Annotated in this window: 15 protein-coding genes and 1 pseudogene; 10 read left to right on the top strand and 6 right to left on the bottom strand. The window is 59.4% G+C overall.

Going from position 1 to position 17,410, the window contains the following annotated elements; translation table 11 throughout:
• Nucleotides 1-92: 92 nt before the first annotated feature.
• Entirely contained in the window at nt 93-314 is a 222-nt protein-coding gene (locus tag CDA56_RS11650) for a type II toxin-antitoxin system Phd/YefM family antitoxin (protein WP_004105957.1), read from the top strand.
• Complete coding sequence (locus CDA56_RS11645; RefSeq protein ID WP_103814272.1) at nt 311-685, top strand: type II toxin-antitoxin system death-on-curing family toxin; 375 nt, start codon at nt 311-313, stop codon at nt 683-685. Before CDA56_RS11650 ends, CDA56_RS11645 begins: the two co-directional genes overlap by 4 nt.
• On the opposite strand, the gene CDA56_RS11640 is transcribed toward CDA56_RS11645, so the two are convergent.
• From CDA56_RS11640 to CDA56_RS11630, 3 genes and pseudogenes are all read right to left on the bottom strand, one after another.
• Nucleotides 665-1,168, bottom strand: coding sequence for a M48 metallopeptidase family protein (locus CDA56_RS11640; protein WP_025108311.1), 504 nt, complete (start codon nt 1,166-1,168; stop codon nt 665-667). The genes CDA56_RS11645 and CDA56_RS11640 overlap by 21 nt on opposite strands.
• Nucleotides 1,169-1,246: 78 nt before the next feature.
• A pseudogene (locus CDA56_RS11635) lies at nt 1,247-2,889 on the bottom strand (glycoside hydrolase family 43 protein).
• 128 nt (nt 2,890-3,017) lie between these two features.
• Nucleotides 3,018-3,884 carry a helix-turn-helix domain-containing protein gene (locus tag CDA56_RS11630; protein ID WP_048260480.1) on the bottom strand — a complete coding sequence of 289 codons (867 nt, stop codon included), beginning with the start codon at nt 3,882-3,884 and terminating at the stop codon, nt 3,018-3,020.
• 107 nt (nt 3,885-3,991) lie between these two features.
• Between CDA56_RS11630 and CDA56_RS11625 the strand changes: the two genes are divergently transcribed.
• Nucleotides 3,992-5,335 (top strand): glycoside-pentoside-hexuronide (GPH):cation symporter, encoded by a 1,344-nt coding sequence (locus tag CDA56_RS11625; RefSeq protein ID WP_004105949.1) that lies wholly within the window; start codon nt 3,992-3,994, stop codon nt 5,333-5,335.
• Nucleotides 5,336-5,439: 104 nt separating this feature from the next.
• Nucleotides 5,440-6,570 (top strand): 23S rRNA (guanine(1835)-N(2))-methyltransferase RlmG, encoded by a 1,131-nt coding sequence (rlmG, locus tag CDA56_RS11620; protein WP_103814268.1) that lies wholly within the window; start codon nt 5,440-5,442, stop codon nt 6,568-6,570.
• A 50-nt stretch (nt 6,571-6,620) separates the two neighbouring features.
• Here rlmG and CDA56_RS11615 read toward each other — a convergent pair whose 3' ends face one another.
• From CDA56_RS11615 to lsrR, 3 genes are all read right to left on the bottom strand, one after another.
• On the bottom strand, nt 6,621-8,642 hold the full coding sequence (locus CDA56_RS11615) for an NADPH-dependent 2,4-dienoyl-CoA reductase (RefSeq protein WP_103814266.1): 2,022 nt from the start codon (nt 8,640-8,642) through the stop codon (nt 6,621-6,623).
• A 223-nt stretch (nt 8,643-8,865) separates the two neighbouring features.
• Nucleotides 8,866-10,458, bottom strand: a complete 1,593-nt coding sequence (gene lsrK, locus CDA56_RS11605) for an autoinducer-2 kinase (RefSeq protein ID WP_103814265.1) — start codon at nt 10,456-10,458, stop codon at nt 8,866-8,868.
• Between the two features lie 37 nt (nt 10,459-10,495).
• Entirely contained in the window at nt 10,496-11,467 is a 972-nt protein-coding gene (lsrR, locus tag CDA56_RS11600; RefSeq protein WP_004105944.1) for a transcriptional regulator LsrR, read from the bottom strand.
• A gap of 219 nt (nt 11,468-11,686) precedes the next feature.
• On the opposite strand from lsrR, the gene lsrA reads away from it, so the two are divergent.
• From lsrA to lsrG, 6 genes are read left to right on the top strand one after another with little or no spacing between them, the layout of a single operon-like run.
• Nucleotides 11,687-13,174, top strand: a complete 1,488-nt coding sequence (gene lsrA, locus CDA56_RS11595; protein WP_014226925.1) for an autoinducer 2 ABC transporter ATP-binding protein LsrA — start codon at nt 11,687-11,689, stop codon at nt 13,172-13,174.
• Nucleotides 13,171-14,205, top strand: a complete 1,035-nt coding sequence (lsrC, locus tag CDA56_RS11590; RefSeq protein ID WP_014226924.1) for an autoinducer 2 ABC transporter permease LsrC — start codon at nt 13,171-13,173, stop codon at nt 14,203-14,205. Before lsrA ends, lsrC begins: the two co-directional genes overlap by 4 nt.
• Nucleotides 14,206-15,198 carry an autoinducer 2 ABC transporter permease LsrD gene (gene lsrD, locus CDA56_RS11585; RefSeq protein ID WP_103814263.1) on the top strand — a complete coding sequence of 331 codons (993 nt, stop codon included), beginning with the start codon at nt 14,206-14,208 and terminating at the stop codon, nt 15,196-15,198.
• Nucleotide 15,199: 1 nt separating this feature from the next.
• Nucleotides 15,200-16,201 (top strand): autoinducer 2 ABC transporter substrate-binding protein LsrB, encoded by a 1,002-nt coding sequence (gene lsrB, locus CDA56_RS11580; protein ID WP_025108305.1) that lies wholly within the window; start codon nt 15,200-15,202, stop codon nt 16,199-16,201.
• Nucleotides 16,202-16,212: 11 nt separating this feature from the next.
• Nucleotides 16,213-17,100, top strand: coding sequence for a 3-hydroxy-5-phosphonooxypentane-2,4-dione thiolase (gene lsrF / locus CDA56_RS11575; protein WP_004125444.1), 888 nt, complete (start codon nt 16,213-16,215; stop codon nt 17,098-17,100).
• Nucleotides 17,097-17,393 carry a (4S)-4-hydroxy-5-phosphonooxypentane-2,3-dione isomerase gene (gene lsrG / locus CDA56_RS11570; RefSeq protein WP_004854408.1) on the top strand — a complete coding sequence of 99 codons (297 nt, stop codon included), beginning with the start codon at nt 17,097-17,099 and terminating at the stop codon, nt 17,391-17,393. The genes lsrF and lsrG overlap by 4 nt, the downstream gene beginning before the upstream one ends.
• Nucleotides 17,394-17,410: the final 17 nt, after the last annotated feature.

Genomic DNA, 17,410 nt, shown 5'->3' with positions numbered 1-17,410 from the left:
CGCTATGGCGCAGAAGCTTGAAGAGTGGTGTGCTGTCTGATGTACGCATAAAGTGTACAATTAATGTGTACAATTCAAGCCGGGAGAAATTTATGCGCTCGTACAGTACATCTGAAGCCAGACAGAATATTGCGGCCGTCATGGACGCCGCTGCCAGCGGAGAACCGATTGAAATTACGCGGCGTGATGGAACGTCTAATGTTTTGATCAGTAAGGCGGAATATGAAACCTTTATGAATGCCAAACTTGATGCGGAGTTTGATTTTATTATGCAGCGACACGGCCGCACAGTTAAGGCGTTGACCGATCGATGAAATGGGTGAGCGCAAGCGAAGTCATTGCCTTTCATGATCGCATTTTACAACATCTCCCCGGCGTTAAAGGTATGTCCGATCCTGGTCGGGCGGAAGCCATAATTTATCGTGTACAGAACCGCTTTCACTATGAAGGGGTGAACGACATTTTTGAACTGGCTGCAACCTATTGGGTCGCTATCGCGCGTGGGCACATTTTTAATGATGGTATTAAGAGGACTGCTTTTTTTATCACCATGACGTTCCTGGCCCGCAATGGGTATCTTATCGCTGATGAAGATACCCGGTTGGAAGAACTCACTGTGCTGGCTGCGACAGGCGAAGCTACGGTAGTGGTTCTTGCTGATGCGTTACGGCAATTGGCGCTCTAACGAAAGCTGGGTCAGCCACAGGCGGGTATCAAACTCCAGCTGATGGTACTGCGGCTCCATATGGCAGCACAGCTGATAGAACGCTTTGTTGTGCTCTTTTTCCTTCAGGTGCGCCAGCTCGTGCACCACGATCATCCGCAGAAAATCCACCGGCGCATCGCGAAAGACGGTGGCGACGCGAATTTCGGCTTTGGCCTTCAGCTTGCCGCCCTGAACGCGGGAGATGGCGGTATGCAGGCCGAGCGCGTTGTTGAGGACGTGGATCTTGTTGTCGTACATCACCTTGTTAATGGGCGCCGCGCCGCGCAGATAGCGCGACTTTAGATCCTGGGTGTACTGGTACAGCGCTTTATCGTTGTTGATATCGTGACCCTGCGGATAGCGCTTTTTCAGCACCTCGCCGAGACGGTTCTGTTCGATTAACGCGGTGACCTGCGCCAGCAGGGATTCAGGGTAGCCCTGGAGATAGGTTAAAGTGCTCATGCAGCCTGTTTGGGTCATTCAGCGACAACTGCCGGGGATTCTAGCACCCCGCGCGGGCAGGATGCCAGAAAGGCGGCGTTACTCGATTATCGCGTCTTCTACCGCCCGGTAGCTAAAGAAGTCAAACAGCGCCTCTTTACGATGCAGCATGCTATCCACGCAGGCCATGCCGACAAACGCGCCGGTAAACTCGCCGTAGCGGCTGTATTCATCGGAAAAATGCGAGGTGTCGTAGACCGCGCCGATGTTTTGGTATTTTGCGCCATCCGCGGACCATGAGCATTGTATCTCCCGGCCGTTAATCGCCATCGCCAGATAGACTTCTCCCTCCGCAAGGCGGATTTTCTGCGGGTCGTCGTGACGCTCGCCGTTATCCATATAAATGATGGCCAGCTGCGCTGCGCCGGAGGCTTCATCCCAGGTTTTATGCAAAAACAGATAGTTCATGTTGTCGTAATAGAGCGTCAGGCCGGCGCTGTGCTGATAAATCTCCGGGCTGAACTCCATCTTCGTGACGATGGTGGCGTATACCGAGCTGAGCTTTTTCGCCAGCAGGCTGACTTTATTGAGCGAGCTCAGCGACTCCTGGCCGCGTAAGGCAAGGTAGCCCGCTTTACGTTCAAGGCTGGTAAAGCGCTGAAAGCGGATCCGCGGCGCATAGAAGGCGTTATCCAGCGTCTGCCCATCAAAATCATCCCTGTCTGGTTTAGCCGGAAACGGCTGAGAAGGCAGATTAGACTCTTCCACCTGGTGCTGAGCGAGGTTCCCCCGGCCGCCATGCGCAGCCAGCCATCGTCGCTCCATACCATCTTTTGTAGCGCCGTCTCGCGGCCCAGCGGGCAGCGCAGCGCCTGGCGGAAGGGTCTGCTGCAAAGATGGGTTAACCAGACTTCGCCCGTCGGGGTCTCGACGTAGCTGCCGTGCCCGGCTTTTTGCAGATAGGTTTGCGGATTGAAGTAGTGTGGTTTGAGATGGTCTGCGTCGTGGCGCGCGTTAAAGTTCTCCGGCCAGGAGGTGACGATGGGGTTTTGCGGATCGCCTTCATAGGGGCCGGCGACCTGCGTTGCGCGCGCCATGGTGACCGCATGGCCGTAGCCGGTGCCGCCTTCGGCGACCATCAGGTAGTAATAGTCGCCGCGGCGCGTCAAATGCGGTGCTTCAATACAGCCGCGATCGGTACCACCGCGCCAGATCCGCTGCGGATAGCCGACAACGCTTCGCGTTTGCGGCGAATACTCCACCAGGCAAATGGCGCCCGGTTTCTCGTACCCTTCGCGGGTTTCCCACTCCAGGGATACGATCCATTTTTTTCCGTCGGTGTCGTGCAAAATGGAGGCATCGAACCCGGCAGAGTGGAGATAAACCGGCTCACTCCACGGGCCGGTGATTTCACTGGCGGTAATAAGATAGTTATCTACATCGAAATAACGTGAATTCATGGAATTCATCACGCCATAAACAACGTAGAACAGCTTTTCCTCTTCACACCAGGTCAGGCTCGGTGCCCAAATGCCTTTGGCGGAGGGCAGCTTTTTTAAATCCGGATTATTATCATCGGTAAGAACGTGGGTAAGTAGTTGCCAATGTTTTAAATCCCTCGAATGATAAACCGGCAGGCCGGGAAACCATTCAAAGGAAGAGACCGCCACATAATAATCATCGCCGCGCCGACAGATACTGGGGTCAGGATTAAAACCTTTAAACACAGGATTCTGAATCATCGTATTTACCCTTAATGCGCAAAATATAGCGATGATTGTAAATAGGCGATGGCGACGGGGATATATAGACTCTGGCTATTTATATAATAAACGTCTACTTATCCGGTGATGCGGCTCACAAAAACGCGTTATTTCTCCGCCTGACGCCCTACGGCATCGGTGCTTCTGACTTTGTGACGGAAGGCCAGCGGGGTGTCGTTCATCATCTCTTTAAACTTGAGGCAGAAGTAGGCGCTGTCGGTGAAGCCGGCGCTTTGCGAGATATCGCTAATCTTCAGGTCGGTGTTGGTCAGTAGATTGATAGCGATATTCAGTTTGCGCAGCAGCATAAATTTTTTGAAGCTGATGCCGAAGGCGGATTTAAAGGTGCGGGAAAACCAGGATTTCGACCACCGGCAGCGGCGGGCGGCTTCTTCGGTTGTCATCTCAAAATTTTCATTCTCATCAATAGATTGCAGAAGTTCGATCAGCTCGCTCAGATAGTGGTGGTTGGTCCGTTCGGTAATGGGGACGGAATCTTTCAGGCTGTTAAAGGCATGCAGCAGCACGCTCTGCATCAGGGAACGGAACAGCGAATCGGCAAAGTCGCTGAACTCGCCGCACCAGCTCAGGAGCAGCTCCAGACGCTCGGCTTCCTCGCCGGAAAGGTAAGCGACTGCGCCGCAGTGCGCGGCGGGTAGCGACAGGTCGTATCCCTCGAGCCACTCTTTTTCGAATTGCATAAGATAACGCTTGTGGCTGGCAGCGGCCGGCAGCGTCATTTCATGGATCAATAAGGCAGGCACGAAAACCAGGGTATTGTTTTTTATCGTAAATTTCTCATCACCAATCGAATAGCTGCCTGCCGACTCTCTGAACCACATCAGTTCGTCCATCATATGAAAATGGGGGACTACGTTTATGCCATTGAAATCATTTATGTTATCTACCCGTAAGGTAAATAGCTCGCCGGCGCCCACGGGGATCTTTTCGAAAACGGGAGATTCGTCACTCATCGGGTACACTCTTCTTATATTTAACAGGATGATTTATACATAATCGGTAGGCCCTTCGCAATAACGTACAGAGGACAAATATTAACGATGTTTCTGGCGGAGGCGCGATGAACACTGCCCGTATCAGTATTAAAGAAAAATTTAGCTATGGGTTAGGGGATACCGGCTGTAATTTAGTCTGGCAAACAGTGATGCTGTTTATGGCCTGGTTTTATACCGACGTATTTGGTTTAAGTCCGGCGCATATGGGAACCATGTTTCTCGCGGTAAGGGTATTAGACGCGGTGACCGATGTATTAATGGGGGCGGTGGCGGATCGTACCCGAACTAAATATGGGCAATTCCGTCCTTATATTTTATGGTTCGCCATTCCTTTTGGCGTTCTTTGCTGCTTAACTTTTTATACGCCGGATTTCGGCTATACCGGCAAGCTCATTTATGCCTATGTTTCTTATACCTTATTATCGCTGGTTTATACGGCGATTAACGTTCCGTATTGCGCGATGATCAATAATATTTCTAACGACTCCCGCGAGCGCGTATCGCTCCAGTCCTGGCGCTTTGCGCTCAGTACGCTTGGCGGCCTGATTGTTTCGCTGACCGCGCTACCGCTGGTGGCCTGGCTGGGTCAGGGTAATGTGCAAAACGGCTATTTTTACACCATGATCGTAATGGGGGGCCTGAGCATCATCCTGTTCTTTATCTGTTTTGGCCTGACGAAAGAGCGTTACACCACGGATATCGCGGTCAACAACCAAAGCAGCATTCTTGACGATCTAAAAACTCTGCTCGCCAACAAGGACTGGCGCATTTTGTTCGCGCTCAACGTCGTTAACCTGATTGCGGTGCTGTTTAAAGGCGGGACCACGCTCTATTACGTCAACAACATTATGGGGCGGGCGGATCTGGGTAGCCTGCTGCTGACCACCACCCTGGCCTCGGGCGTGCTGGGGGCGATGCTCTCACCGTTTATCTTTAAAAATATTGATAAAGTGAAAGGGTTTAAAATCTCGATGGCCATCGAGGCGGCGCTGCTGACGGGCATGTACTTCGTCCCGGCGGGGAACGTGGCCGCTATCTTTGCGCTGGTGATTATCATCAATATTATCCAGCTGGCCGCCACACCGCTGCAGTGGAGCATGCTGTCCGATATCATCGATGCGGAAGAAAAACGCAGCGGTAAAAAGCTCAGCGGGATCGTTTTTTCAACGAACCTGTTTGCCATCAAGCTGGGGATCGCCATCGGCGGCGCGCTGGTGGGCTATATGCTGGCCTGGGGCGACTACGTCGGCGGCGCAGCCCAGCAAACCGAGTCCGCGCTGCAGATGATTAAGCTGTTGTTTACCGTCTTCCCCGGCGTGCTGGTGGCGCTGCTGATTGTTATCATGAGCAAATATAGTCTGGACGATAAGCGCCTGTCGCGCATGGCGCAGGACGACCTCCCGGCGTAACGGGCTATCGCCCGGAAGAAGGAGATAATCGGCGCATCTCTATTCTACTGGGCGGAGTTTGCGTATAAACTCGCGGTTTTTAGTGTTCCGGAGGCACAAAGGCGATGAGCCAGGTAGAGTTAAACGGTGAGTTATTCACATTAGAGCGGTTCCCGCCGAATGCTGAAGAGGAAGCGCTTCAGGCGTGGGAAGCGGCGGATGAATATCTGCTGCAACAGGTGAATGACGTCGACGGCCTGACGCTCATTTTCAATGACAGCTTTGGCGCGCTGGGCTGCGCGCTGGCGGAACGCAACCCGGTCAGCATCAACGATTCCTACGTATCTGAGCTGGCGACCCGCTACAACCTGCGGATGAACGGCATTGATGAAGAGAGCGTACGTTTTCAGGATCCCCTGAGCGAACTGCCTGCCGCGCCGGCGCTGGTGCTCATTAAGGTTCCGAAGCAGCTGGCGCTGCTGGAGCAGCAGCTGCGCGCGCTGCGCGAGGTTGTCACGCCGGAAACCCGCATCATCGCCGCCGCGAAAGCGCGGGATGTCCACAATTCCACCCTGGCGCTGTTTGAGAAGATCCTCGGCACCACCACCACATCGCTGGCATGGAAAAAGGCGCGGCTGATTTTCTGTACCTTTACCGCGCCTGAGGTGGCCGATGCGCCGCAAACCTACAGCTGGCCGCTGGACGGTACGCCGTGGACGATTCACAACCACGCCAACGTGTTCGCCCGCAGCGGCCTGGATATTGGCGCGCGCTTCTTCCTGGAGCATCTGCCGGCAAATATTGAAGGCGAGATCGCCGATCTTGGCTGCGGCAACGGCGTGATTGGCCTGAAAGCGCTGGCTTTAAACCCGGACGCCCGGGTGATGTTTACCGATGAATCCTATATGGCGGTCGCTTCCAGCCGGCTGAACGTCGAAACCAATATGCCGGATGACCTCGAGCGCTGCGAGTTTGTGGTGAATAACGCGCTGTCCGATATTGAGCCGGACCGCTTCGCCGCCATCCTCTGCAACCCGCCGTTTCATCAGCAGCATGCGATCACCGATCATATTGCCTGGCAGATGTTTAACGACGCCCGCCGCAGTCTGAAGTACGGCGGCGAGCTGTATGTCGTCGGCAACCGCCATCTCGATTATTTCCGCAAGCTGAAACGCGCGTTCGGTAACTGCGCGACGATCGCCACCAATAATAAATTTGTGGTGTTGAAAGCGACAAAGGTGCGCAAACAGCGCTGAGCGTTATCGGCTTTCCCGGTTTCCCCGGCTACCGGCCGGGTTTCCTTTCCCTAAATCGACAGCGCCAGCCGGGTGCCCTGAGCGATTGCCCGCCGGGCGTCCAGCTCCATCGCCACGTCGCAGCCGCCAATCAAATGCACCGTTTTACCCGCCGCCTGCAGCGGATCGGCCAGCTCGCGGCGGGGAACCTGACCGGCGCAGATAATCACATGATCAACGTTAAGCACCTGAGATTCGCCGCCGATCGTCACATGTAGGCCGGCATCATCGATCCGTTGATAGCTGACGCCGGGGATCATTTTGACGCCGCGGGCCAGCAGGGTGGCGCGGTGGATCCAGCCGGTGGTTTTCCCCAGCCCGTCGCCGGGCTTGCTGGTTTTGCGCTGCAGCATCACGATCTGGCGCGGGCTTTTAGCCAGCTGCATCCCCTCCGGGCGTAATCCGCCCGCGCTCTGCAGGCTGGTATCGATCCCCCATTCCGCACAGAACTCGTCGATATTCTGGCTGGTGGCGACGCCGGACTGGCTGAGGTACATGGCGGTATCAAAGCCGATCCCGCCGCAGCCGATAATCGCCACCTTCTCGCCGACCGGCACTTTATCACGCAGGACATCGAGGTAGCTCAGCACCTTCGGATGATCGATCCCGGCGATATCCGGCATCCGCGGGGCGATCCCGGTGGCGAGGATAATCTCATCAAATGCCCGCAGATCGTCGGCCGTCACCCGGGTTTCAAGCCGCAGCGCGACGCCGGTAAGATCCAGCATCCGGCGGTAATAACGCAGAGTTTCATGGAACTCCTCTTTGCCGGGGATCTGTTTGGCGATAGTAAACTGGCCGCCAATCTCATGGTGCCCGTCAAAGAGCGTCACCTGATGCCCGCGCGAGGCGGCGTTAACGGCAAAGGCCAGGCCGGCAGGACCGGCGCCGACTACCGCCAGCCGCTTCGGTGCGGTCGCGGGCGCTATCGGCATCAGGGTTTCATGGCAGGCGCGCGGGTTGACCAGACACGAGGTGACTTTACCGGCGAAGATCCGATCGAGGCAGGCCTGGTTGCAGCCAATACAGGTATTGATCTCATCCGCCCGCCCGCTCTGTGCTTTGGAGAGAAATTCGCTGTCGGCGAGGAAAGGGCGGGCCATCGATACCATGTCGGCGTCTCCGCGGGCCAGGATCGCCTCCGCCACGGCGGGATCGTTAATCCGGTTGGTGGTGACCAGCGGGATCGACACCGCGCCTTTCAGCTTGCGGGTGACCCAGCTAAACGCGCCGCGCGGTACCGGAGTGGCGATGGTGGGAATGCGCGCCTCGTGCCAGCCGATGCCGGTATTGATAATCGTGGCCCCGGCGGCCTCAATCGCTTTCGCCAGCGCGGTGACCTCCGCCAGGGTGCTGCCGCCGCTGACCAGGTCGAGCATCGACAGGCGGTAGACAATAATAAAATCGCTGCCCGCGCGCTCCCGCACGGCTCTGACCACCTCTACGGCAAAACGCATGCGTCGGGCGTAGTCGGCGCCCCACTGGTCGTCGCGCAGGTTGGTGCGCGCGGCAAGAAATTCGTTAATCAGATAGCCTTCCGAGCCCATCACTTCGACGCCGTCGTACCCGGCTTCCCGCGCCAGCTGGGCGCAGCGGGCAAAATCATCGATCAGCTGTAAGATCTCTTCGTGGCTCAGTTCGTGAGGCGTAAAGGGGTTGATCGGCGCCTGCAGCGCGGAAGGGGCCACCAGCTGCGGCTGGTAGCTGTAGCGCCCGGTATGCAGGATCTGCAGCGCGATTTTGCCGCCCTCCTCGTGTACCGCATCGGTGATATGGCGGTGATGAGCGAGATGGCTGGCGTCGTTAAGCACCGCGCCGCCCGCCATGGTGACGCCGGAAGGCGCCGGGGCAATCCCGCCGGTGACGATCAGCGCCACCCCGTGGCGGGCGCGCTCGGCGTAAAACGCCGCCAGCCGCTGTGCGCCGTCCGGCAGCTCCTCCAGGCCAGTGTGCATCGAGCCCATCAACACGCGGTTTTTGAGCGTTGTGAACCCCAGGTCAAGCGGGGCGAAAAGCGACGGGTAGCGGCTCATAATCTCTTCCAGTGTAAAATTATTGTTATGTGGTCGGATGAGTTACTAATTTAGCCGCCGCGGGCGAAAAGGGAAAAGGGGAGTGCGGCGATTGTGATGGGATTCAAAGAACGGCGGAAGGTTCTCCCTTACCCCGGCCCTCTCCCTCCGGGAGAGGGAGAAGGGCGGAATGGCGCTGGGGCCAGTTATGCCCGGACGGTTTCTTCTCCTGTAGGGGAGAGGCTTAGGGTGAGGGGGCAACAGGGGCACGGCGCGTCAGCCCCGGCGCCTGCCACATCGAGGTCGTTAATCCGCTGTCCACCAGACCGAGCTGCTCGGCGTACACCGACTGCCATTTGATCATCATCTCGTGATACAGCTCGCGATGCGCCGGATTGGGCGTAAATTCCCGGTGCCAGCTCACCAGCTTCTCGCCCGTCGCCGCCATATCGCCGTACAGCCCGGCGCCGGTGCCGGCGGCGATCGCGCAGCCCAGCGCCGTCGCCTCGCGGACCTCCGGCACCCGCACCGGGAGGCCGGTGACATCGCTGAGGATCTGGCTCCACAGCGCGCCTTTTGAGCCCCCGCCCGCAAAGACCAGGCTGTCAAACTGCACGCCGGAAAACTGCGAAATTTGCGCCAGATTACAGGCAGAGACAATCGCCGCGTTCTCTTCCAGCGCGCGGAAGAGGGTGGCCTTATTGCATTTTTCCGGGTCGATGGAGAGGTTAATAAACGACGGCGCGGCGTGGTACCACTGCTTAAAGTGCATGGCGTCAGAGAAGATCGGCATCACCCCGTGGGAACCCGCCGGCACGCGGCTGGCCATCTCTTCGAGCAGGCTGTAGGCGTCGACGCCGAGGCGCCCGGCAATCAGCTTCTCCTCCGCGCAGAACGCGTCGCGGAACCAGCGCATGGTCAGGCCGGTGAAGAAGCTGATGGACTCCGCCTGCGCCATGCCGGGAATGACGTGCGGGTTAACGCGAATATTCATCTCCGGGTCAGTTCGGACTTCCGGCAGATTAACCACCTGCTGCCAGAAAGTGCCGCCGAGCACCGCCGTCTGCCCGGCGCGCACCACGCCGAGGCCCAGGCAGCCGAGCTGGACGTCGCCGCCGCCCATCACCACCGGCGTACCCGCGCGCAGCCCGCTTTGCGCCGCCGCCGCGTCGGTCACCGCTCCCAGTACGCTGCCGGTCTCTTTGACCGGCGAGAGAATATCGGCCCGCAGCCCGGCCATATCCAGCAGCGCCGGGCGCCAGTCGCGGCTGAAGAGATCGAGCATGCCGGTCGTTCCGGCGTTAGAAGGGTCAACCGCCAGTTCGCCGGAAAGCTTTGCCGCCAGCCAGTCGCTGATCATGGTGATGGTCGCCGCTTTGCGGTAGATATCCGGGCGATGATGGGCCAGCCACAGCAGGCGCGGCATGGCGCTCAGTGCCAGGGCCTGCCCGGACACGCCGTACACTTCGGATTCAAAACGGTCGTCGTGGATCTCTTTGAGCTCCGCCACCTCGCGGCTGGCGCGGGCGTCAACGTTGGCGCAGGCCCAGATGGCCTCGCCGTTGCGGTCGTAAAGCACGATGCCTTCACGCATCGAGCAGCAGGCCACGGACTGAATATCCGCCGCAGAGAGATGGGCGGCGGCCAGCGCCTGACGGATACACTGGCAGGCCAGCTGCCAGTTGGTGCCAAGGTCGAACTCCATCGAGCCGGGGACATTGTCCACGCTCAGGTGCTTCCATTCGGCCTGGCCGACCGCTATCTGGCGGCCCTGGAGATCGAATACGACCGCCCGAATGCTGCCGGTCCCGGCATCTAACGCTAACAGGTAACTCATGACATGCGCCTCGCTCGTGTTGCGCGGCGCAGGGCCGTTATGAGGCCAGCGTCAGCACCGCGCGTGCTGTTGTCTCTTCCGTTACCAGGCCATTAATCCGCTTGCCGATAAGAGCCGCGTAAATCGCCTGCGCTTTTTCTGTGCCCCCGGCGACGCCCACGATGGTCGGCAGCTGCGCCAGCTCATCAAGGGTGACGCCGAGCAGTTCCCGATGGATCTCCAGCCCTTCAACCGGTTTGCCGTCGGCCTGCAGGAAATAACCTAAAATGTCGCCGACCGCGCCTTTGCGGGCGTACATCAGCTGTTCGCCTTCGCTGATATAGCCGGAGCGCAGGATGGTGGCGTCCCGGCGCTGGTCAATGGCGCCGATACCTACCACCGCCGCATCCGCCGCCGTCGCGGCGAGGATCACGTCGCGGACGCTCGATTCCCGGCGCAGGATCTCCGCCACATCCGCCGATGACACCCGCAGCGGCGCGGGGATCATACTGACGCTACAGGCGGCATCCAGCTGGCCAATGCCGGTCATATACGGGCCCACGCCGCCGGAAAGCGTCACCAGCCGAACCTGCTGGGAGCCGATAAACCCGCTCAGATGCTGCAGGCAGCTCATGGTGGCTTCGCCAAAGCCCACCGCCAGCAGCTGTCCCGGCTCCAGCACGCCCATTAACGATTGCGCCGCGCCAATCCCCAGACGGGTGTTCATCGGCGGGGTATTCAGCGCCGGCAGCACGCGGGCAATTTTCAGACCGAAGCGCTGCTGAAGTTCGGTTTCCAGCGCCAGGCAGCCCTCATAACGCGAATTAATCTGGACGCGGATCACCCCCGACTGGCGGCCCTTCTCCAGCAGGCGGGAGATCTTTAACCGCGGCAGCCCTAAACGCTCGCCGATGTCGTTCTGCGTCAGGCCGTCGTGGTAGTAACACCACGCCACCCGCGCCACCAGCTCCTCCTCGGCTAACGCCAGCCCGGCGTAGCGGCTCTCTTCCGTAATGCGTTTTTCGCTCATAAAGTGAACTCTTATAAAAATTTAGATCATATGTTCGTTATTGCGCGGTCGGAAAATGTGAGCCGACTGGCAAAACGGATCTTTCGTTGTCCGCTGGTTTTCTTCAAACGATCGAAAGCATAAAACTGTGATCGTTGCACGGTTGTAAATATAGTTCACCGTCTACGCTTTTGAACATTATTAATTTAAAAAATCTTTTGTTCAAAATGAGGCGCGATGATGAAGCCACTGCTTGAAGCTCGCCAAATCGGCAAACAGTTCTCCGGCGTCACCGTGCTGAAGCAGATTGATTTCACGCTGCTTTCCGGCCAGGTGCACGCGCTGATGGGCGGTAACGGCGCCGGAAAATCGACGCTGATGAAGATTATCGCCGGGGTAGAGACCCCCGACAGCGGTGAGCTCATCCTCGGCGAACGTACATTTGCGCGCCTTACTCCCGCTCAGGCCCATCAGCAGGGCGTGTATCTGGTGCCGCAGGAACCGATGTTATTCCCCAATCTGACGGTGCGGGAAAATATTCTTTTTCGTCTGCCAAAGCGGGCGGATACCGAGGCCCGCCTGCAGGAAAAGCTTCAGCAGCTTAGCTGCCAGCTTAACCTTGAGGCGGCGGCCAGCACCCTGGAAGTCGCCGACCAACAAATGGTGGAGATCCTGCGCGGGCTGATGCGCGACGCGCAGATCCTGATCCTCGATGAACCCACCGCCTCATTGACGCCGGGGGAAACCGAGCGCCTGTTTCGCCAGATCCGCTCTTTACAGGCGCTCGGCGTCGGGATCGTGTTTATCTCGCACAAGCTGCCGGAGATCCGCCAGGTCGCCAGCCACGTCTCGGTGATGCGCGACGGCGCGGTGGTGCTGAGCGGGGAAACCGCGCACTACGGCGACAATCAGCTGATCGGCGCGATGACGCCCGTCAGCCGCGATCGTGCGCTGAGCGACACGCAAAAGCTGTGGCTGGCGCTGCCGGGCAATCGCCGCACTCAGGCGCAGGATTTCCCGGTCCTTAGAGTAGAAGATCTGACCGGAGAAGGTTTTATCGATCTCAACCTGGAGATCCGCGCCGGGGAGATCGTCGGCCTCGCCGGGCTGGTCGGATCCGGGCGCACCGAATTTGCCGAAACGCTCTACGGTCTGCGACCGGCGCGCGCCGGGCGGGTATGGCTGGAAAACCGCGATATCAGCCGCGACAGTACGCGCGCCAGGCTTGCCTGCGGGCTGGTCTATCTGCCGGAGGACAGGCAGGTTTCCGGGCTGTTTCTCGATGCGCCGGTGCGCTGGAACACGGTGATGTTTAACCAGCCGTCGCTGTGGCAGCAGAACAGGCGCGAAGCGGCGGTGGTGGAGCGCTATCACCGGGCGCTGGGGATCAAAATGGCCGATGGCGATCGCCCGGTGCGCACGCTCTCCGGCGGTAACCAGCAGAAGGTACTGCTGGCGCGCTGCCTGGAGGCTAACCCGCTGCTGCTGATCGTCGATGAGCCGACCCGCGGCGTGGACGTTTCCGCCCGCGCCGACATCTATCAGCTGTTGAAAAGCGTCGCCGCGCAGAACGTGGCGGTATTGATGATCTCCAGCGATCTCGACGAGTTCGTTGGCCTGGCCGATCGGGTGCTGGTGATGCATCAGGGCAGGCAGAGCGGCGAGCTGGCGCAGCAGGCGGTCAGCGTTGACCGGATGATGACCCTGGCCTTCGGAGGGCAGGCATGAAAACGTTATTAAAGAATCGTGAACTGAGCGCCTTTCTCGCCATCGTGGTGCTGTTTGCCGGGCTGGTGGCGCTCAACCCGGCTTATTTCAGTTTACAAACCCTGGCCATGATCTTTGCCAGCGCGCAGATCCTTTGCCTGCTGGCGCTGGGGGCAACGCTGGTGATGCTCACCCGCAATATCGACGTTTCGGTAGGCTCCACCGTCGGCCTGAGCGCTATCGCGACAGGCGTGGCGCTGAATAGCGGGTATGGCCTGATGACCGCCATCGCCTTCGCGCTGGCGATCGGCGCGCTGGCCGGCGCCTTTAACGGCCTGTTGGTGGTGGGGCTGCGCATCCCGGCGATTGTCGCCACCCTCGGCACCCTCGGGCTTTATCGCGGGGTGATGCTGCTGTGGACCGGCGGTAAGTGGATTGAAGGCTTGCCGAACAGCCTGAAGGCGCTGTCGGAACCGGCGTTCATCGGTATTTCGCCGCTGGGCTGGCTGGTGCTGGCGCTGCTGCTGGCGGGCGGCTGGATACTGTCGCGCACCGCCTTTGGCCGTGATTTTTACGCCGTCGGCGATAACCTCGCCGCGGCCCGCCAGCTCGGGGTGGCGGTGAACCGTACGCGGATGCTGGCATTTACCCTTAACGGCATGCTGGCGGCCTGCGCCGGGATTGTGTTCGCCGCGCAGATTGGCTTTGTGCCCAATCAGACCGGCAGCGGCCTGGAGATGAAGGCCATCGCCGCCTGCGTGCTCGGCGGGATCTCGCTGCTTGGCGGTACCGGCACGCTGCTGGGCGCTTTTCTCGGCGCCTTCTTCCTCACTCAAATTGACACCGTGCTGGTGCTGTTCCGTCTCCCGGCGTGGTGGAACGACTTCATCGCCGGCCTGGTGCTGCTCGGCGTACTGGTGCTCGACGGGCGGCTGCGTCAGGCGCTGGCCCGCCATCAGCGGGCGCTGAAGTACAGCCGCTTTCAGCCCGGTAATAAAGGGGGCAAGCGCGTGGCCCCGTTTCCCGAACGCAAAAACAAAGAGGTGGCGTAAATGAAGCTCAACTGGGAAAGCGCGCTGCTGGCGCTACTGGTGCTGGAGATCCTGCTGTTTGGCGCCCTGAATCCGCGCATGCTGGATCTCAATATGCTGCTGTTCAGCACCAGCGACTTTATCTGCATTGGCATCGTGGCGCTGCCGCTGACGCTGGTAATTATCAGCGGCGGGATTGATATTTCGCTCGGTTCCACCATCGGCCTGTGCGCCATCGCGCTGGGGGTGATGATGCAGGCGGGCTGGCCCATGAGCCTCGCGATCCCCCTGACGCTGCTGCTCGGCCTGCTGTGCGGGTTGCTGAACGCGGCGCTGATTCATTACACCGGCATTAGCCCGCTGGTGATTACGCTCGGCACCCTTTACCTCTACGGCGGCGGCGCGCTGCTGCTTTCTGGCATGGCCGGGGCAACCGGCTACGAAGGCATCGGCGGATTCCCGGATAGCTTTACCGCCTTCGCCAACCTGACCCTGTTCGGCCTGCCGATACCGCTGGTGCTGTTCGCCGTTATCACCTTTTTCTTCTGGCTGCTGGCCCACCGCGGGCGCTTTGGGCGTCACCTTTTTCTGCTCGGTCAGAACACGCGCGCCGCGCGCTACGCCGCGCTTTCCGTTAACGGGATGCCCTACGCGCTGTATGGCCTGGTGGGCGTGGCGTCGGCGGTAGCGGCGCTGGTGATGGTCTCCTATTTCGGCTCGGCGCGCTCGGACTTAGGCCGCGACCTGCTGATGCCGGCGCTGACCGCCGCGGTGCTCGGCGGGGCCAATATCTACGGCGGTTCCGGCTCGATCGTCGGCACGGCGCTGGCCGCGCTGCTGGTGGGCTATTTACAACAAGGTTTGCAAATGGTCGGCATCCCCAACCAGGTGTCGAGCGCGCTGTCAGGGGCGCTGTTGGTTGTGGTGGTGATGGGGCGTTCGCTGAGCCTGCACCGTGAATGGGTGCGGATGAGCTGGCGGCGTCTTTTCTCGCGTAAAACAATCGGAGCATAAAATGAAAACAAAACTGATCGTGCTGGCGATGGCGCTGGGTATGGCATCGGCCCAGGCGGCGGACCGTATCGCCTTTATTCCTAAGCTGGTTGGCGTCGGCTTCTTTACCAGCGGCGGTAACGGCGCGAAAGAGGCGGGCAAAGCGCTCGGCGTGGACGTCACCTACGACGGCCCGACCGAACCGAGCGTCTCCGGCCAGGTGCAGCTGATCAACAACTTCGTCAACCAGGGCTACAACGCGATTATCGTCTCCGCCGTATCGCCGGACGGGCTGTGCCCGGCGCTGAAGCGGGCGATGCAGCGCGGGGTGAAGGTCCTGACCTGGGACTCCGATACCAAACCAGAGTGCCGCAGCATCTATATCAACCAGGGGACGCCGCAGCAGCTCGGCGGCCTGCTGGTGGAGATGGCGGAAAAGCAGGTGACGAAGCCTGGCGCCAAAGTGGCGTTTTTCTACTCCAGCCCGACGGTGACCGACCAGAACCAGTGGGTAAAAGAGGCGAAGGCCAAAATCGAAAAAGCGCATCCGCAGTGGGAAGTGGTGACCACGCAGTTTGGCTATAACGACGCCACTAAATCGCTGCAAACCGCCGAGGGGATCTTAAAAGCGTACCCGGATCTCGACGCCATTATCGCCCCGGACGCCAACGCGCTTCCGGCGGCCGCCCAGGCGGCAGAGAACCTCAAGCGCCAGGGCGTGGCGATTGTCGGCTTTAGTACCCCGAACGTGATGCGCCCCTACGTGGAGCGCGGCACGGTAAAAGCCTTCGGCCTGTGGGACGTGGTGCAGCAGGGCAAGATCGCGGTTAACGTCGCCGATCGTCTGCTGAAAAAGGGCGATCTTAACGTCGGCGACAGCGTTGATGTGAAAGATCTCGGCGTCCTGAAAGTCGAGCCCAACAGCGTACAGGGCTATCAGTATGAAGCGAAAGGCAACGGCATCGTGCTGCTGCCGGAGCGGGTGGTGTTCACCAAAGAGAATATCAATAACTACGATTTCTGATGGAGAATGAGATGGCTGATTTAGACGATATCAAAGAGGGAAAAAACTTCGGCTTAGACCGTCCGCAGCAGAATACGCTCTATACGCTGAAGGGCTGCGGGTCGCTGGAGTGGGGGATGCAGTCGCGGCTGGCGCGTATCTTCAACCCGCAGAGCAACCGTACGGTGATGCTGGCGTTCGACCACGGCTATTTTCAGGGGCCGACCACCGGGCTGGAGCGTATCGATCTCTCTATTGCGCCGTTGTTCGAAGAGACCGACGTGCTGATGTGCACCCGCGGCGTGCTGCGCAGTCAGGTGCCGGCGGCGACCAACAAACCGGTGGTGCTGCGCGCTTCCGGCGGCAACTCGATCCTCAGCGAACTTTCCAACGAGTGCGTGGCGGTGGCGATGGAGGACGCGCTGCGCCTGAACGTCTGCGCGGTGGCGGCGCAGGTCTATATCGGCAGCGAGCATGAGCATCAGTCGATCAACAACATTATCAAGCTGGTGGACGCCGGCAACCGCTACGGTATGCCGGTGCTGGCGGTAACCGGCGTGGGCAAAGAGATGACCCGCGATGCCCGCTACTTCTCGCTGGCCAGCCGCATTGCCGCCGAAATGGGGGCGCAGTTCGTGAAAACCTACTTTGTTGAGGAAGGCTTTGAGAAAGTCACCGCCAGCTGCCCGGTGCCGATCGTCATCGCCGGGGGCAAAAAGCTGCCGGAGCAGGAGGCGCTGGAGATGTGCTGGCGGGCGATCGACCAGGGGGCTTCCGGCGTGGATATGGGGCGGAATATCTTCCAGTCCAGCGCGCCGCGCGCGATGCTGAAGGCGGTGAAAAAAGTGGTGCATGAGAACCTGAGCGCCCGCGAGGCGTATCAATTCTGGCAGGAGGAAAAACAGGGAGAGCTGCAATGAACGTAACGCTGGTAGAAATCAATATCAAACCGGAACGGGTCGACGAGTTTCTTGAGGTATTCCGCGCCAACCACGAAGGGGCGCTGCAGGAGCCGGGCAATCTGCGCTTTGACGTCCTGCAGGACCCGGAGGTGAAGACGCGCTTTTTTATCTATGAAGCCTATATCGACGATGACGCGGTGCTGGCGCACAAGAAAACCCCGCACTATCTGGCCTGCGTGGCGAAGCTGGAGGCGCTGATGTCGCAGCCGCGGCAGAAGCGCAGCTTTATCGGCCTGCTGCCGGAGGTGTAAGACGAGCCCTCACCCCG

It is taken from the genome of Klebsiella michiganensis (assembly GCF_002925905.1).
Classification (GTDB): domain Bacteria; phylum Pseudomonadota; class Gammaproteobacteria; order Enterobacterales; family Enterobacteriaceae; genus Klebsiella; species Klebsiella michiganensis.
The sequence above is the reverse complement of the archived record's forward strand: the minus strand, read 5'-3'. Positions and strand labels throughout refer to the sequence as shown.

Bases quoted from the DNA above. Each gene is read 5' to 3' on its own strand.
- lsrB (WP_025108305.1), top strand. From the start codon at position 15,200: ATGAAAACAAAACTGATCGTGCTGGCGATGGCGCTGGGTATGGCATCG.
- lsrG (WP_004854408.1), top strand. From the start codon at position 17,097: ATGAACGTAACGCTGGTAGAAATCAATATCAAACCGGAACGGGTCGAC.
- CDA56_RS11615 (WP_103814266.1), bottom strand. From the start codon at position 8,642: ATGAGCCGCTACCCGTCGCTTTTCGCCCCGCTTGACCTGGGGTTCACA.
- lsrC (WP_014226924.1), top strand. From the start codon at position 13,171: ATGAAAACGTTATTAAAGAATCGTGAACTGAGCGCCTTTCTCGCCATC.
- lsrK (WP_103814265.1), bottom strand. From the start codon at position 10,458: ATGAGTTACCTGTTAGCGTTAGATGCCGGGACCGGCAGCATTCGGGCG.
- lsrD (WP_103814263.1), top strand. From the start codon at position 14,206: ATGAAGCTCAACTGGGAAAGCGCGCTGCTGGCGCTACTGGTGCTGGAG.
- rlmG (WP_103814268.1), top strand. From the start codon at position 5,440: ATGAGCCAGGTAGAGTTAAACGGTGAGTTATTCACATTAGAGCGGTTC.
- CDA56_RS11650 (WP_004105957.1), top strand. From the start codon at position 93: ATGCGCTCGTACAGTACATCTGAAGCCAGACAGAATATTGCGGCCGTC.
- CDA56_RS11630 (WP_048260480.1), bottom strand. From the start codon at position 3,884: ATGAGTGACGAATCTCCCGTTTTCGAAAAGATCCCCGTGGGCGCCGGC.
- lsrR (WP_004105944.1), bottom strand. From the start codon at position 11,467: ATGAGCGAAAAACGCATTACGGAAGAGAGCCGCTACGCCGGGCTGGCG.
- lsrA (WP_014226925.1), top strand. From the start codon at position 11,687: ATGAAGCCACTGCTTGAAGCTCGCCAAATCGGCAAACAGTTCTCCGGC.
- CDA56_RS11640 (WP_025108311.1), bottom strand. From the start codon at position 1,168: ATGAGCACTTTAACCTATCTCCAGGGCTACCCTGAATCCCTGCTGGCG.
- CDA56_RS11625 (WP_004105949.1), top strand. From the start codon at position 3,992: ATGAACACTGCCCGTATCAGTATTAAAGAAAAATTTAGCTATGGGTTA.
- lsrF (WP_004125444.1), top strand. From the start codon at position 16,213: ATGGCTGATTTAGACGATATCAAAGAGGGAAAAAACTTCGGCTTAGAC.
- CDA56_RS11645 (WP_103814272.1), top strand. From the start codon at position 311: ATGAAATGGGTGAGCGCAAGCGAAGTCATTGCCTTTCATGATCGCATT.